The organism is Ignavigranum ruoffiae (assembly GCF_023195815.2).
GTDB lineage: Bacteria > Bacillota > Bacilli > Lactobacillales > Aerococcaceae > Ignavigranum > Ignavigranum ruoffiae.
Genome location: NZ_CP096206.2, coordinates 711,009 through 726,045 on the forward strand (window position 1 = coordinate 711,009; position 15,037 = coordinate 726,045).

Annotated in this window: 10 protein-coding genes, 21 tRNA genes and 3 rRNA genes; 30 read left to right on the forward strand and 4 right to left on the reverse strand. The window is 44.0% G+C overall.

Going from position 1 to position 15,037, the window contains the following annotated elements:
• Positions 1-3: 3 nt before the first annotated feature.
• The 3 genes from M0R79_RS03415 to M0R79_RS03425 are packed head-to-tail and all read left to right on the forward strand — an operon-like array spanning position 4 to position 2,067.
• Complete coding sequence (locus tag M0R79_RS03415; RefSeq protein WP_248416419.1) at positions 4-672, forward strand: YutD family protein; 669 nt, start codon at positions 4-6, stop codon at positions 670-672.
• Positions 659-1,465: a TIGR01457 family HAD-type hydrolase gene (locus tag M0R79_RS03420; protein ID WP_248416417.1), complete on the forward strand. Its 807-nt coding sequence runs from the start codon at positions 659-661 to the stop codon at positions 1,463-1,465. The genes M0R79_RS03415 and M0R79_RS03420 overlap by 14 nt, the downstream gene beginning before the upstream one ends.
• Complete coding sequence (locus tag M0R79_RS03425) at positions 1,444-2,067, forward strand: TIGR01906 family membrane protein (protein ID WP_248416416.1); 624 nt, start codon at positions 1,444-1,446, stop codon at positions 2,065-2,067. Before M0R79_RS03420 ends, M0R79_RS03425 begins: the two co-directional genes overlap by 22 nt.
• Positions 2,068-2,173: 106 nt before the next feature.
• Here M0R79_RS03425 and M0R79_RS03430 read toward each other — a convergent pair whose 3' ends face one another.
• The 3 genes from M0R79_RS03430 to M0R79_RS03440 are packed head-to-tail and all read right to left on the reverse strand — an operon-like array spanning position 2,174 to position 4,209.
• Positions 2,174-2,686, reverse strand: coding sequence for a phosphatidylglycerophosphatase A family protein (locus M0R79_RS03430; protein WP_248416414.1), 513 nt, complete (start codon positions 2,684-2,686; stop codon positions 2,174-2,176).
• 10 nt (positions 2,687-2,696) lie between these two features.
• A complete protein-coding gene (locus M0R79_RS03435) occupies positions 2,697-3,683 on the reverse strand; it encodes an NAD(P)/FAD-dependent oxidoreductase (RefSeq protein ID WP_248416412.1) in 987 nt (328 codons plus the stop codon).
• A 25-nt stretch (positions 3,684-3,708) separates the two neighbouring features.
• Positions 3,709-4,209, reverse strand: coding sequence for a divergent PAP2 family protein (locus M0R79_RS03440; protein ID WP_092572712.1), 501 nt, complete (start codon positions 4,207-4,209; stop codon positions 3,709-3,711).
• Positions 4,210-4,323: 114 nt separating this feature from the next.
• Between M0R79_RS03440 and M0R79_RS03445 the strand changes: the two genes are divergently transcribed.
• The 27 genes from M0R79_RS03445 (at position 4,324) to M0R79_RS03575 (ending at position 14,012) form a co-directional block, all read left to right on the forward strand.
• The gene (locus M0R79_RS03445) at positions 4,324-4,932 is read left to right on the forward strand and encodes a peptidylprolyl isomerase (RefSeq protein ID WP_375163578.1); all 609 of its coding nucleotides are present in this window, start codon (positions 4,324-4,326) and stop codon (positions 4,930-4,932) included.
• Between the two features lie 13 nt (positions 4,933-4,945).
• Complete coding sequence (locus tag M0R79_RS03450; protein ID WP_092572714.1) at positions 4,946-5,362, forward strand: CvfD/Ygs/GSP13 family RNA-binding post-transcriptional regulator; 417 nt, start codon at positions 4,946-4,948, stop codon at positions 5,360-5,362.
• Complete coding sequence (locus M0R79_RS03455) at positions 5,363-6,712, forward strand: glucose-6-phosphate isomerase (RefSeq protein ID WP_248416408.1); 1,350 nt, start codon at positions 5,363-5,365, stop codon at positions 6,710-6,712.
• Between the two features lie 570 nt (positions 6,713-7,282).
• Positions 7,283-8,829: ribosomal RNA gene (locus tag M0R79_RS03460) — 16S ribosomal RNA — on the forward strand.
• A gap of 201 nt (positions 8,830-9,030) precedes the next feature.
• Positions 9,031-11,899, forward strand: a 23S ribosomal RNA gene (locus M0R79_RS03465).
• Between the two features lie 87 nt (positions 11,900-11,986).
• Positions 11,987-12,102 (forward strand): 5S ribosomal RNA (gene rrf, locus M0R79_RS03470).
• Together the 16S, 23S and 5S rRNA genes with 21 tRNA genes alongside form the textbook arrangement of a ribosomal RNA operon.
• Positions 12,103-12,127: 25 nt before the next feature.
• Positions 12,128-12,200 (forward strand) — tRNA-Val (locus M0R79_RS03475).
• A gap of 9 nt (positions 12,201-12,209) precedes the next feature.
• Positions 12,210-12,282, forward strand: a tRNA-Lys gene (locus M0R79_RS03480).
• A gap of 23 nt (positions 12,283-12,305) precedes the next feature.
• Positions 12,306-12,387, forward strand: a tRNA-Leu gene (locus M0R79_RS03485).
• 14 nt (positions 12,388-12,401) lie between these two features.
• A tRNA-Thr gene (locus M0R79_RS03490) sits at positions 12,402-12,474 on the forward strand.
• Positions 12,475-12,479: 5 nt separating this feature from the next.
• Positions 12,480-12,551: transfer RNA gene (locus M0R79_RS03495), tRNA-Gly, on the forward strand.
• A gap of 30 nt (positions 12,552-12,581) precedes the next feature.
• Positions 12,582-12,666 (forward strand) — tRNA-Leu (locus M0R79_RS03500).
• Positions 12,667-12,695: 29 nt separating this feature from the next.
• Positions 12,696-12,769: transfer RNA gene (locus tag M0R79_RS03505), tRNA-Arg, on the forward strand.
• Between the two features lie 6 nt (positions 12,770-12,775).
• Positions 12,776-12,849 (forward strand) — tRNA-Pro (locus tag M0R79_RS03510).
• Between the two features lie 13 nt (positions 12,850-12,862).
• Positions 12,863-12,935 (forward strand) — tRNA-Ala (locus tag M0R79_RS03515).
• Between the two features lie 10 nt (positions 12,936-12,945).
• Positions 12,946-13,019: transfer RNA gene (locus M0R79_RS03520), tRNA-Met, on the forward strand.
• 9 nt (positions 13,020-13,028) lie between these two features.
• A tRNA-Ile gene (locus tag M0R79_RS03525) sits at positions 13,029-13,102 on the forward strand.
• Positions 13,103-13,112: 10 nt separating this feature from the next.
• Positions 13,113-13,202 (forward strand) — tRNA-Ser (locus M0R79_RS03530).
• A gap of 14 nt (positions 13,203-13,216) precedes the next feature.
• Positions 13,217-13,289, forward strand: a tRNA-Met gene (locus M0R79_RS03535).
• Between the two features lie 2 nt (positions 13,290-13,291).
• Positions 13,292-13,364 (forward strand) — tRNA-Asp (locus M0R79_RS03540).
• A 10-nt stretch (positions 13,365-13,374) separates the two neighbouring features.
• Positions 13,375-13,445: transfer RNA gene (locus tag M0R79_RS03545), tRNA-Gly, on the forward strand.
• Between the two features lie 13 nt (positions 13,446-13,458).
• A tRNA-Ile gene (locus M0R79_RS03550) sits at positions 13,459-13,532 on the forward strand.
• A 19-nt stretch (positions 13,533-13,551) separates the two neighbouring features.
• Positions 13,552-13,641: transfer RNA gene (locus tag M0R79_RS03555), tRNA-Ser, on the forward strand.
• Between the two features lie 27 nt (positions 13,642-13,668).
• Positions 13,669-13,740: transfer RNA gene (locus tag M0R79_RS03560), tRNA-Glu, on the forward strand.
• Between the two features lie 16 nt (positions 13,741-13,756).
• Positions 13,757-13,846, forward strand: a tRNA-Ser gene (locus M0R79_RS03565).
• A gap of 11 nt (positions 13,847-13,857) precedes the next feature.
• Positions 13,858-13,930, forward strand: a tRNA-Met gene (locus tag M0R79_RS03570).
• 11 nt (positions 13,931-13,941) lie between these two features.
• Positions 13,942-14,012: transfer RNA gene (locus tag M0R79_RS03575), tRNA-Gly, on the forward strand.
• A 215-nt stretch (positions 14,013-14,227) separates the two neighbouring features.
• Here the strand turns inward: M0R79_RS03575 and M0R79_RS03580 are convergent.
• Complete coding sequence (locus M0R79_RS03580) at positions 14,228-14,890, reverse strand: hypothetical protein (RefSeq protein WP_259561057.1); 663 nt, start codon at positions 14,888-14,890, stop codon at positions 14,228-14,230.
• Positions 14,891-15,037 lie beyond the last annotated feature (147 nt).

A 15,037-nucleotide genomic window follows, 5' to 3' on the forward strand; every position in this document is an offset into this window, starting at 1 on the left:
ATTTTGACCAAATTAGATAAAAGTGAAACGAAGTCTAACAAATTTGATGATTTATTGGCTGAGATCGTCCAAGATCAAATAGATGAAGAGTTGGTTCCCATGACCTTAGTCGATGAAGAGGAAGTGCTCATTCGAGAAGCGCACTATAAACTCGCCATGAATTATCGTGAAGGCTTTGACTTCAAAGAATTTCAACGTTTATATCAAGATTATTATGAAAAATATGATTATATTGTAGGTGACTGGGCTCATGAAAAGTTGAGATTACGTGGTTTTTATCAATTAAGAGCCAGAAAAGCTCCCAAAGACCGACTTATAAATTTTCTTGATGATTATTTAAAAGAGTATTGTAATTTTGGTTGTGCTTATTTTGTTTTAGGAAAAGCAGAAGTCGTCGAGAATTTTGATCAGAATTTGACCGCCTATCAAAATCAACAAGATCAAAAACCAATGAAAAAAAGAGACATGAAGACCAATGATATGAATCGTGATCGAGGTTCTCGTAAACGTAAGTCGTCAAAGTCTCGGAAAAAAGATGATTTTCTGATTAAAAAAACAAAATTAGTCGACAAATCAGAAGAGAGGACGCTTAAAGCCGAGCGAGTCCATAATAAAAGCAAAGGTTCTTTTATTATCAAAAAACAAAAAGGGAAAAATAATGCACAAAATTAATCGATCTTACCAGGCATATTTGATTGATCTTGATGGAACGATTTATGCGGGGGAAAGACGGATACCGACGGCTGAACGATTTATCAAGACGCTACAAGAAAGAGGCCTGCCTTTTCGTATCATAACGAATAATGCGACTGTTAAACCTGAGGTCTTGGTAGAAACTTTAGCCAAACATCATCATATCCAAGTCGATGTCGAAAATATCTATACCTCAACGATGGCTTTAATTGATTATCTAAAAAGAGTCCATCCAAATGATACATTCTTCGTGATTGGTGAGTCTGCCCTCCAGACCAGCCTGTTAGAAGCTGGTCTGTCTGTAGCGGATTCTGGTCAGGCTCAACATGTTGTTCAAGGTTTATCACGTCAGGTAGATTATCAACAATTGTCACAAGCAGTTAGAATTCTCCTAGCTGGAGGAGAATTTCTGGTGACCAATATGGATCGACTGATTCCCACTAAAGATGGTTTCTTCCCGAGTTCGGGAGCGATAACGAGTTTTATTGCTTATGCCAGCCAAGTAGAACCCAAAGTATTTGGCAAGCCGCACCGACCGATTGTAGAGGGAGCTTTGGCGAGCTTAAACCAAAGCGTAGAAAATTGCCTCCTGATTGGTGATAATTATGAGACCGATATCCAAGCCGGTATTCAAGTTGGGATGGACACCTTGATGGTCCTGACGGGCGTCAGTCAAAGATCTGACCTCGAAGGTAAAACTAACTTGCCTACATATGTTGTCAATGATTTATCAGAATGGGGTGATGGTAATTGGCTAAACACGGTGGGTTAAAAGTAGCTGCCAGCCTAAACTTTATTATTTTCTCTCTGTCTGGTTCAGTGTTAATGACTCTATTGACTTCACCCTGGCTGTATCGTCCCTTTATTACTTGGTTTCAACTAGAACAGTTGACTGGACTCAGCTATTATCAAATTGCTTTAACTTATGATGAAATCATTAAATTTCTTTTGAATCCGCAACAGAAATCTTTTTCTTTAAGTTATTTTGCGAGTTCAGCTCAAGGGGCTCAACATTTTGTCGATGTTAAGTTTTTGATTTTTTTACTGATCGTCATTTTTATGATTTCGGCTGGAGGTCTCATTTACTTCCTGCAAAGCAAAAGAAAAAGACGACTGAAACGCCAGATCGAGACTTATTTTTATTTCTCGATGGCTTTACCGATTTTTTTACTACTGGCGATGATTTTTGCCTTTGATCGCTTTTTTATTTTATTTCATCAAGTTCTTTTTGCCAATGATTATTGGCTTTTGAATCCGGCAACGGATCCAGTCATTCAAATTTTGCCCCAAGAATTCTTTTTTCTTGTCTTTTTTGTGGCGATCTTGGGCTATGAATTAATCCAATTTGGCTTATATAGTTGGGTTCGCCGTTAATGACGCTTACAGCAATGCTCTGATTAACATTTTGAAAATAAAAACTGCTTGAAAAATTTGGCTTTGAGCCTATTTTCAAGCAGTTTTTTGATTTAATGAATCGTCGTTAATTTTTTGCTGCTGGCTGGGCATGGGCAATCCGACTAGCTGCGGCTGCAGCAATTGCGCCCACAATATCATCGATGAAGGTATTACATTGAGTAACTTTATCCGCATTTAAGCGACCGACAATGCCTGGTTTGATTTTATCGACATAACCAAAATTGGTAAACCCAATCGATCCGTAAACATTGACGATCGAAAGAACGAGAATTTCATCAATACCATACAGGCCTTCGTCACGTTTTAACATATCAGAAAGAATCGGTGAAAGGTGACCTTGATCGGCTGCCATATCTAATTCAATGCCGGTAATAATCGCATTTTGAACTTCTCTTTTCAGTAGAACAGCATTGATATTTTCTAGACAAGTATCAAGGTTTAACCCTTCAACATAATCTTTTTGTAAATCATATACAATTTCGGCAATATCTGTCAGTTGAACTCCTCTACGTTCCAATAAAGCTAGGGCATAGTCATAGACGGTGTTATCTTGTAATATTTTTTGTTTCTTATGCATTAGATCACTCCTATAATAAATCTGAACTATGTAGGGGTGGTTGGACGTTAGCTGGATTAATATAAAGCAGGGCATTATTAACGGCTTGAGGCGCTTCACCAAAACCAGTCACGATTAATTTCACCTTACCAGGATAAGTGGCGATATCCCCAACGGCAAAGATGCCAGGTCGTGATGTTTCTAAATCAGCATTCACACAGATTGAATTTCTCTCAATGTCCATTCCCCAATGTCGAATGGAGCCCATGGATGAAGAGAAACCATAATTTACAATCAGTTCGTCAAGGGGAATTTGTCGGGTTTGGTTGCCACAGGCTTCCTTAATAACCAATTGCTCCAGTCTGCCATTCTGACCAATCAAACTTTCTGGCACATAAGGAGTAATGATTTCTACGGATGAAGCTTTTAATTTGTTTACTGAACTTTCCATAGCCCTAAATTTATCTCGTCGATGAATTAAGGTGACTTTTTGAGCAACTTTTTCAAGTTCGAGCGCCCAATCTACTGCTGAATCGCCGCCACCTAAGATGACCACTTCTCTATTATGGTAGTAATTAATCGGTTGAACATAATAATTAAGGTTATGTCCTTCAAAATCCTCTGCGCCTTCGAGTGATAATTTTTTAGGATTAAAAGCACCATTACCCACAGCGAGAATAATAGAACGCGTCCAGTGCATGTCCCCGTTCAAGGAAATTAACTGATACAAGTCTTCTTGTCGGTTGATTTGACTGATCTCTTGCCCCAGACACAAGTCATAATCAAAGCGATCAAGTTGGTGCAGAAGATTATTAGCTAATTGATCGCCTTTGATCGCTTCAAAGGCTGGGATGTCGTAAATATTCTTTTCTGGATATAAGTAACGGGGTTGACCCCCAACTTTCTCCAGACTATCGATAATTTTGAATTTAGCTTGGCGTAGTCCAGCATAAAACCCGGTAAATAAACCCACCGGCCCAGCGCCAATAATCGTAATATCAAATATATCCTTTTTCAAAAAATTCTCCTATCTATTCAGTTGATCATGTTGGAATTATCATGCGTACAATCATGGCGACAACCATGCCGGTCAAAACGCCGACGACGACTTCACTAGGTTTGTGACCTAGGTAACGATTAATAATCATCCGATCATAATTTTTTACATCAAATTTAGTAATCAGTGGATTTGAGTTTTCGTTTGGGTGGTGCTTGATATTATCAATCTCAGCAATATGGTGGCGTGCAATAATATCCAAGACGATTCCTTGCTCTCCACTTTGTCTTCGCACTCCCATCGAGTCGAACATGATAATCACACCAAAAATAGTTGAGATAGCCACTAGCGGGGAAGAGAAACCATATTCTAGGGTAAGTGCAGTAATCAATGAAGAAACGGCAGCCGAGTGAGAACTTGGCATGCCCCCGGTAGAAGTAATCACCGAAATTTTTGCCTTTTTCCGATTCGTAAGATAGGCAATAGGATATTTAATAACTTGAGTAAAAAAGATAGCTATGAAAGCAGTAATAAGAGGTAAATTCATTAAAAAACCTACTTTCTCAAAATATTAACTAACATGATAATGATAACAAAAAATGTCAGTGATAACTATGAAAAGATTTGTTAAATCTTTTAAAAATAGCTACAATATAATTAGATTAAATATAAAGGAGTCAAGATATTGAACTATCCACAATTAAATTTACCAAACAATGCAGATGTTGTTATTCATACCAATCTAGGTGACTTATCATTTGTTTTATTTGCCGATGAAGCTCCTAAAACAGTTGCAAACTTTGTCAAACATGCTCGAGACGGCTATTATGATGGTGTCATTTTCCATCGAATTATAAAAGATTTTATGGTGCAAGGTGGCGATCCAACCGGAACAGGTATGGGCGGCGAAAGTGTTTATGGAGCCAGCTTCGAAGATGAATTTGTTCCTACTCTATTTAATTTGCATGGTGCCTTATCGATGGCAAATGCGGGGCCTAATACTAATGGAAGTCAATTCTTTATCGTTTCAGCCAGTCAAGTACCTCATTCAATGCAGGGACAATTAGAAGGAGCAGGTTTCCCTAGTGAGATTATTGAAGCCTATGCTGAAGTCGGGGGGACTCCTTGGTTAGATCAACGTCATACCGTTTTTGGACATCTTCTTGAAGGAGAAGAAGTTTTACAAAAGATGCAAAATGTAGAAACCAATAGTCAAGACAAACCGTTAGAAGACGTAGTCATCCAATCGATTACTGTAAATATGAAATAGAGAGTTAGTATTCATGACGAAAGAATATAAAATTGGTGACATTGTAGAAGGAAAAGTGACCGGAATTCAAAATTATGGCATCTTCGTGCAACTTGATGAAGAACACCAAGGACTGATTCATATTTCGGAATGCCAACATGGTTTCGTGTCGGAATTAGAAGACATTGTGGCTATTGGAGATCAAATTAAAGTCATGGTCATCGATGTTGACGAATATTCTCACAAAATTTCACTTTCGCTGAGACAACTCCAGGCAACCTCGACACCGCCATTCCCGGCGCGAATCAAACATAAGCCTCGACGCCGTCAAGCAAATATTGGCTTTAAGACGATTGAGAAAATGATGCCGAATTGGATTGAAGAGGGACTTGAACTCATTGAAAAAGATGGCTTAAATTTAAATAAAAATAAATCAGACAAGGGTGATTAGGTGGAACGTTTAGTATTTAATTATAAGAATGCACAAAGTTTTTTTAATCAACATGAATTAGAACATATGCAAGCCCAAGTGAGTTTAGCTCACCAAGCCTTACAGGAAAAAACCGGGGCAGGAGCAGATTTTACTGATTGGCTATCTTGGCCGGAGGATTATGATCAAGCTGAATTTGAACGGATTCAATCAGCAGCCCAAAAAATTCGTCAAGACTCTGAAATTTTATTAGTAATTGGTATTGGCGGTTCCTATCTAGGTGCCCGTGCCGCCATCGAATTCTTGAATGATGCTTTCTATAATATCAAGGCTGGACAAAAAGGGAAGCCACAAATTATTTTCGTGGGCAATAGTATTTCATCTACCTATATTCATGATTTACTAGACCTTATCGCAGATCGAGATTTCTCTGTCAATGTGATTTCTAAGTCAGGAACTACGACTGAGCCTGCCATAGCATTTAGAATCTTTAAAGAGAAATTAATCGAAAAATACGGCGAAGCGAAAGCTAAAGAACGTATTTATGTGACTACTGATAAAGTTAAAGGCGCCCTTAAAGAAGAAGCGAACCAAATGGGTTATCAGACATTTGTCATTCCCGACGGCATTGGTGGTCGTTTCACTGTCTTGACTCCTGTGGGTCTACTACCCATCGCGGTCAGTGGTGCGGATATCGAAGCCTTGATGAATGGGGCAAAAGTGGCGATGGAACGTTACCATTCTGATGATATTTTTGAGAATGAAGCCTACCAATATGCAGTTATCCGTAATTTGTTATATCGCAAAGGGAAAATTATTGAAATCTTAGTCAACTATGAACCCACCATGCAATATTTTGCCGAATGGTGGAAACAGTTATTCGGCGAGTCTGAAGGAAAAGATCAAAAAGGAATCTATCCATCGAGTGCCAACTTCTCAACGGACCTTCATTCAGTGGGGCAAACGATTCAAGATGGTACGCGAAATATTTTCGAAACGGTGGTCAAAGTAGATACACCTCGATATGATATAGAAATTCCTTCCTTAGAAGAAGATTTAGATGGACTTGGTTATCTTCAAGGCAAGACAGTAGATTTCGTTAACCATAAGGCCTATCAAGGAACCCTATTAGCTCATACTGATGGGGGCGTACCAAACCTCGTCATCACCATTCCACAAATGAATGAACATTATTTAGGAGAATTAATCTATTTCTTTGAATTAGCCGTCGCTGTGTCCGGATATTTAAATGGGGTAAATCCATTCGACCAACCCGGCGTTGAAGCCTATAAAAAAAATATGTTTGCCTTACTCGGTAAACCTGGCTTTGAAGAACTCGCTGATCAATTAAACCAACGATTGAACGAATAAACTTAACTGAATTTAGAAAATTAACCTATACACCTCTGCTGAGAGATGGCCATTGAGTAAACACTTTTGTGAACTCTATAAATGGGAGCATCGCTTAGTGAGGTGTATTTTAAAATTTATTTAAAATAATCCTTGACTCTAAAAAGACTTGTATGGTATATTATTTCTTGTCGCTAAGGAGCAGACAAAAATGTATTTAATAATTAATAAAAATTAATTTTAAATTTTTGTTGACAGTCTGAAGGCGACGTGATATTATATTAAATGTCGCTACACCAAACAATGTAGCGCTTACATCGAGAAGAAAGTCCGCAAGAAACTTTAAATTAAATTAAAAAAACTTGTTGACAAAGTCATCGCTCGATGGTATGATGTAATAGTTGCGTCACAACCCCTCGATGAGGTCACCGGCGCACGAAAGCTCATTGAAAACTGAACAAAGACACACCAAACTTGTAATAGGGGTTCATTATGAACACCCCCGAATATAAATTCGAGACACTGGCGATACCCCAGTCTAAACTTGGTATCACACAGTCAGTATTGAATTGAGTAAAGACTCAAACAATCTTTCATGAGAGTTTGATCCTGGCTCAGGACGAACGCTGGCGGCGTGCCTAATACATGCAAGTCGAACGCACAAAGAAGGAGCTTGCTTCTTCCGCGTGAGTGGCGAACGGGTGAGTAACACGTGGGAAACCTGCCCTTTAGCGGGGGATAACATTCGGAAACGGATGCTAATACCGCATAGGCCAGTGAGTCGCCTGACTCATTGGGGAAAGATGGTTTTGCTATCACTAAAGGATGGTCCCGCGGTGCATTAGCTAGTTGGTAAGGTAACGGCTTACCAAGGCGATGATGCATAGCCGACCTGAGAGGGTAATCGGCCACATTGGGACTGAGACACGGCCCAAACTCCTACGGGAGGCAGCAGTAGGGAATCTTCCGCAATGGACGCAAGTCTGACGGAGCAACGCCGCGTGTGTGAAGAAGGACTTCGGTCCGTAAAGCACTGTTGTTAGAGAAGAACCATCCTGTATTAACTGTACAGGACTTGACGGTATCTAACCAGAAAGCCACGGCTAACTACGTGCCAGCAGCCGCGGTAATACGTAGGTGGCAAGCGTTGTCCGGATTTATTGGGCGTAAAGGGAGCGCAGGTGGTGGCTTAAGTCTGATGTGAAAGCCCACGGCTCAACCGTGGAAGGTCATTGGAAACTGGGTCACTTGAGTGCAGAAGAGGAAAGTGGAATTCCATGTGTAGCGGTGAAATGCGTAGATATATGGAGGAACACCAGTGGCGAAGGCGACTTTCTGGTCTGACACTGACACTGAGGCTCGAAAGCGTGGGGAGCGAACAGGATTAGATACCCTGGTAGTCCACGCTGTAAACGATGAATGTTAAGTGTTGGGGGGCTTCCACCCCTCAGTGCTGGCGTTAACGCAATAAACATTCCGCCTGGGGAGTACGGCCGCAAGGCTGAAACTCAAAGGAATTGACGGGGACCCGCACAAGCGGTGGAGCATGTGGTTTAATTCGAAGCAACGCGAAGAACCTTACCAGGTCTTGACATCCGCTGCATAGCTTAGAGATAAGCGAAATCCTTCGGGACAGCGAGACAGGTGGTGCATGGTTGTCGTCAGCTCGTGTCGTGAGATGTTGGGTTAAGTCCCGCAACGAGCGCAACCCTTATCATTAGTTACCAGCATTGAGATGGGGACTCTAATGAGACTGCCGGTGACAAACCGGAGGAAGGTGGGGATGACGTCAAATCATCATGCCCCTTATGACCTGGGCTACACACGTGCTACAATGGATGGTACAACGAGCAGCGACCTCGTGAGAGCAAGCGAATCTCTTAAAGCCATTCTCAGTTCGGATTGTTCTCTGCAACTCGAGAACATGAAGCCGGAATCGCTAGTAATCGTGGATCAGCACGCCACGGTGAATACGTTCCCGGGTCTTGTACACACCGCCCGTCACACCACGAGAGTTTGTAACACCCGAAGCCGGTGGCCTAACCTTAGGGAGGGAGCCGTCGAAGGTGGGACAGATGATTGGGGTGAAGTCGTAACAAGGTAGCCGTATCGGAAGGTGCGGCTGGATCACCTCCTTTCTAAGGAGCTTGGAAACAAGTGGCTGTCTTTGTTTAGTTTTGAGTGAGCTTTCACTCAATGATCATTGAAAACTGAATATCAAACACACCATAGATTGTGTCTCGATGCGAGCATAATTTATGGCAAATAATTTCTAGATAATGAACCGAGAAATAAACCGAGTTGTACGAAAGTATAACAAACCAAGAGCGCGAAAGAGTGGTTAAGTAACCAAGGGCGCACGGTGAATGCCTTGGCACTAGGAGCCGATGAAGGACGGGACGAACACCGATATGCTTCGGGGAGCTGTAAGTAAGCTTTGATCCGGAGATTTCCGAATGGGGGAACCCCACAACTGAAGGTTGTGACACGCAAGTGAGGTAAACGCAGAGAACTGAAACATCTAAGTACCTGCAGGAAGAGAAAGAAACATCGATTCCCTAAGTAGCGGCGAGCGAACGGGGAAGAGCCCAAACCATGGTGCATGCACCATGGGGTAGTAGGACTCCCATACGGGAGAGGACGCAGTAACCGAATGACTTGGGAAAGTCAGTCAAAGAGGGTGAGAACCCCGTAGGTGAAACTGTAACCTCCCCGGGAGGATCCTGAGTACGGCGGGACACGAGGAATCCCGTCGGAAGCGACCAGGACCATCTGGTAAGGCTAAATACTCCCTAGTGACCGATAGTGAACCAGTACCGTGAGGGAAAGGTGAAAAGCACCCCGGGAGGGGAGTGAAAAGAACCTGAAACCGTGTGCTTACAAGTAGTCAGAGCCCGTTAAGGGGTGATGGCGTACCTTTTGTAGAATGGACCGGCGAGTGATGATAGTTGGCAAGGTTAAGTTGAAGAAACGGAGCCGTAGCGAAAGCGAGTCTGAAGAGGGCGACAGTCAGGTGTTATCGACCCGAAACCAAGTGACCTACCCATGTGCAGGTTGAAGGTGTGGTGAAACACACTGGAGGACCGAACCGAAACACGTTGAAAAGTGTTCGGATGACGTGTGGGTAGCGGAGAAATTCCAATCGAACTTGGAGATAGCTGGTTCTCTCCGAAATATATTTAGGTATAGCCTCAAAGTAAGCGTCGTGGAGGTAGAGCACTGTTTGGACTAGGGGGTCTATCGACTTACTCAATCCAGATAAACTCCGAATGCCATAGACGTATCTTTGGGAGTCAGACTGCGAGTGCTAAGATCCGTAGTCGAAAGGGAAACAGCCCAGCCCACCAGCTAAGGTCCCTAAATTACTGTTAAGTGGCAAAGGATGTGGGGTTGCCTAGACAACTAGGAGGTTGGCTCAGAAGCAGCCATCCTTGAAAGAGTGCGTAATAGCTCACTAGTCGAGTGACCCTGCGCCGAAAATGTACCGGGGCTAAACAGTATACCGAAGCTGTGGATTCATCGTAAGATGAGTGGTAGGAGAGCGTTCTATAGGCGGCGAAGCGATACCGTAAGGAGTCGTGGAGCGTATAGAAGTGAGAATGCCGGTATGAGTAGCGCAAGACGGGTGAGAATCCCGTCCACCGAATGACTCAGGTTTCCAGGGGAAGGCTCGTCCGCCCTGGGTTAGTCGGGACCTAAGCTGAAGCCGAGTGGTGTAAGCGATGGCCAACAGGTAGAGATTCCTGTACTTATCATTTGTGATTGAGTGATGGAGTGACACAGGAGGTAATGTTCCGCATCCGGATGGAAGAGGATGTCGAAGCAACGAGGTGGATGAGGAGTAAAAGGCTTCTCATTGTAACATTGAGTTGTGACCGGGAGTGAAATGAAGTAGCGAAGGGAACTAGCCACACTGTCGAGAAAACCTTCTAGCGAATAAATGGTAACCCGTACCGCAAACCGACACAGGTAGTCGAGTGGAGCACACTCAGGTGATCGAGAGAACTCTCGTTAAGGAACTCGGCAAAATGACCCCGTAACCTCGGGAGAAGGGGTGCTGACTGACGTCAGCCGCAGTGAATAGGCCCAAGCGACTGTTTATCAAAAACACAGGTCTCTGCTAAACCGTAAGGTGATGTATAGGGGCTGACGCCTGCCCGGTGCTGGAAGGTTAAGAGGAGCGCTTAGCGCAAGCGAAGGTGCGAATTGAAGCCCCAGTAAACGGCGGCCGTAACTATAACGGTCCTAAGGTAGCGAAATTCCTTGTCGGGTAAGTTCCGACCCGCACGAAAGGCGTAACGATTTGGGCACTGTCTCAACGAGAGACTCGGTGAAATTATAGTACCGGTGAAGATGCCGGTTACCCGCGACAGGACGGAAAGACCCCATGGAGCTTTACTGTAGCTTGATATTGAGTGTTTGTTGACCATGTACAGGATAGGTAGGAGCCAATGAAGTGTGGACGTTAGTCTACATGGAGGCGCTGGTGGGATACTACCCTTGGTGAATGACCCCTCTAACTCGCGTTAAAGAAACGGAAGACAGTGTCAGGTGGGCAGTTTGACTGGGGCGGTCGCCTCCTAAAGTGTAACGGAGGCGCCCAAAGGTTCCCTCAGAATGGTTGGAAATCATTCGCAGAGTGCAAAGGCAGAAGGGAGCTTGACTGCGAGACAGACAGGTCGAGCAGGGACGAAAGTCGGGCTTAGTGATCCGGTGGTACCGTATGGAAGGGCCATCGCTCAACGGATAAAAGCTACCCTGGGGATAACAGGCTTATCTCCCCCAAGAGTTCACATCGACGGGGAGGTTTGGCACCTCGATGTCGGCTCATCGCATCCTGGGGCTGAAGTCGGTCCCAAGGGTTGGGCTGTTCGCCCATTAAAGCGGTACGCGAGCTGGGTTCAGAACGTCGTGAGACAGTTCGGTCCCTATCCGTCGCGGGCGTTGGAAATTTGAGAAGAGCTATCCTTAGTACGAGAGGACCGGGATGGACGCACCGCTGGTGTACCAGTTGTTCCGCCAGGAGCATCGCTGGGTAGCTATGTGCGGGATGGATAAGCGCTGAAAGCATCTAAGTGCGAAGCCAGCTTCAAGATGAGATTTCCCAATTCGTAAGACCCCTGAGAGACGATCAGGTAGATAGGCTAGGAGTGGACGTACAGTGATGTATGGAGCGGACTAGTACTAATCGGTCGAGGACTTAACCACGGATTTGAGGGAAGTGATGGGAATTATTTGGATGAAGGGTTGATATTCAGTTTTGAGTGATTAGACACTCAGCGAAGAGATTACCTGTGTGGTGATGAGGGCAAGAAGGACACACCTGTTCCCATCTCGAACACAGCAGTTAAGCTTCTTAGCGCCGATGGTAGTGGGACCTTTGGTCTTGTGAGAGTAGGTCGTTGCCGCGCAGGGTAATTTTCGCTTAATGATGTTGGGGGTTTAGCTCAGCTGGGAGAGCATCTGCCTTACAAGCAGAGGGTCAGCGGTTCGATCCCGTTAACCCCCACTATATTTTGACTTGTTAGCTCAGTCGGTAGAGCAACTGACTTTTAATCAGTGGGTCGCAGGTTCGATTCCTGCACAGGTCATTTCTGAATTCGATTTAGAATCTGCGGGTGTGGCGGAATTGGCAGACGCACCAGATTTAGGATCTGGCGCCGCAAGGCGTGGGGGTTCAAGTCCCTTCACCCGCATTAGAAAATAATTTGCCGGCTTAGCTCAGTTGGTAGAGCATCTGATTTGTAATCAGAGGGTCGAGGGTTCAAGTCCTTTAGCCGGCATTTACGCGGAAATAGCTCAGTGGTAGAGCACAACCTTGCCAAGGTTGGGGTCGCGGGTTCGAACCCCGTTTTCCGCTTAGCCTGAATCATTATGTTGGCAATATTTTGCCGGGGTGGCGGAACAGGCAGACGCACAGGACTTAAAATCCTGCGGTGGTTAACACCGTACCGGTTCGATTCCGGTCCTCGGCATTGCACTTGATTGTGTAAAATTGAATAGTGCACCCTTAGCTCAATTGGATAGAGTGTTTGACTACGAATCAAAAGGTTACAGGTTCGACTCCTGTAGGGTGTATATATCCGGGAAGTAGCTCAGCTTGGTAGAGCACTTGGTTTGGGACCAAGGGGTCGCAGGTTCGAATCCTGTCTTCCCGATATATATTATTATGGGGGATTAGCTCAGCTGGGAGAGCGCCTGCTTTGCACGCAGGAGGTCAGCGGTTCGATCCCGCTATTCTCCATTTTTTTGTTGGCGGTGTAGCTCAGCTGGCTAGAGCGTCCGGTTCATACCCGGGAGGTCAAGGGTTCGATCCCCTTCGCCGCTATATGACTTTGGACCTTTAGCTCAGTTGGTTAGAGCTGACGGCTCATAACCGTCCGGTCGTAGGTTCGAGTCCTACAAGGTCCATTTCAGTTCTGGAGGATTACCCAAGTCCGGTTGAAGGGAACGGTCTTGAAAACCGTCAGGCGTGTAAAAGCGTGCGTGGGTTCGAATCCCACATCCTCCTTTTTATATTATTATCGCGGGGTGGAGAAGCTGGCATCTCGTCGGGCTCATAACCCGAAGGTCGTAGGTTCGAATCCTACCCCCGCAATTGGTCCGGTGGTGTAGGGGTTAACATGCCTGCCTGTCACGCAGGAGATCGCGGGTTCAAATCCCGTCCGGACCGTTTATACTATGCGGGTGTAGTTTAGTGGTAAAACTACAGCCTTCCAAGCTGTTGTCGGGAGTTCGATTCTCCTCACCCGCTTTGTCCACTATACGGGCCTGTAGCTCAGTCGGTTAGAGCGCACCCCTGATAAGGGTGAGGTCGATGGTTCGAATCCATTCAGGCCCATAGCTGTTATATTGGCTATGGGGAAGTACTCAAGAGGCTGAAGAGGCGCCCCTGCTAAGGGTGTAGGTCGTTTTAATACGGCGCGAGGGTTCAAATCCCTCCTTCTCCGTGATTTTTGCTTTATTCTTATTATCTTGGTCCGTTGGTCAAGTGGTTAAGACACCGCCCTTTCACGGCGGTAACACGGGTTCGAATCCCGTACGGACTATATAAACTTATTCAACGGAGGATTACCCAAGCCCGGTTGAAGGGAACGGTCTTGAAAACCGTCAGGCGTGTAAAAGCGTGCGTGGGTTCGAATCCCACATCCTCCTTATCAATGGATCGCGGGGTGGAGAAGCTGGCATCTCGTCGGGCTCATAACCCGAAGGTCGTAGGTTCGAATCCTACCCCCGCAATCTTTCATTTTGCGGGTGTAGTTTAGTGGTAAAACTACAGCCTTCCAAGCTGTTGTCGGGAGTTCGATTCTCCTCACCCGCTTTGTTAAGACCTTTAGAAGGTCTTTTTATTTTGCATATTTTTAGCCGATTACGACGTCAATTCAGCTTTTTTTCTAAAAGAATTTGCACTTAATAAAAGAGTTAATTGCTCGTTCAAGGATTGTTCATGAGTAGTCATTTTTCTGATTTTCATTAATAGTTTTAAAGATCATTATAAAAAAGGACTGGAGCTTGTTACTGCTTCAGTCCTTCTGCTTAAAAGATATAGCTCAGGGTATAGCCAATGTTAAAAATTAAGAAAATACTGGCTAAATAATTTAATTTATTTTGAACTTGGTGTTGTCGGGTTGACTCGACCAAAAGCGGAGCAAAAACTAGTAGAGATAGAATCACAAATACAATCTGAACCAAGAAAAATGAATGACTTGGAAGTGAATCATAACTGGCTAAACCAATGGCAAGCAAAGCTAGACCTGCACTTATATATTTATTAAAAGGGAATTGTGGATTTCTTCTATCTGGCATCTGTCTGATTTTAAGTTGATTACTCTCTAATTCTAAAGCCAAGAATGCCATTGTGATTGGAATGACTTTGAGCAAGAAGTCCGCATGTAAGGCTGAACTTTGTGAGAAATAGGCAATTATTTGCCAGATAAATCCATTAAAGAACACATTTAAGACGAGATGATAGATACTCGTGGTAAATTTATATGGGAAATAAATTAAGTGATTATAGGCGATGGCTAAAAGAACGAGGACATTAATAATCCAGTGTTGGCTGAGAGCAAATAAGACATATAAGATCAGCAAGATGACTTCGCAAGCGATGAGAATGAAGTTGGGTGCCTGTTCACTCATCTTTTGATCTAGCCGAATCCTTAAGAAATGATTGATTACCTCAAGGATTGCTACTATCATATAAAGGAGTAAAAATGTTTTAATGTGAAATTGCCCCACTTGTCTTGCGCCCAATACACTACCAAAAAGCATCAGGGCCATTGGCGCTAAGAATAATTTAACAAAGGGGTTCTGTAATATCTTGATAAATGATTTCATAAAATTGAC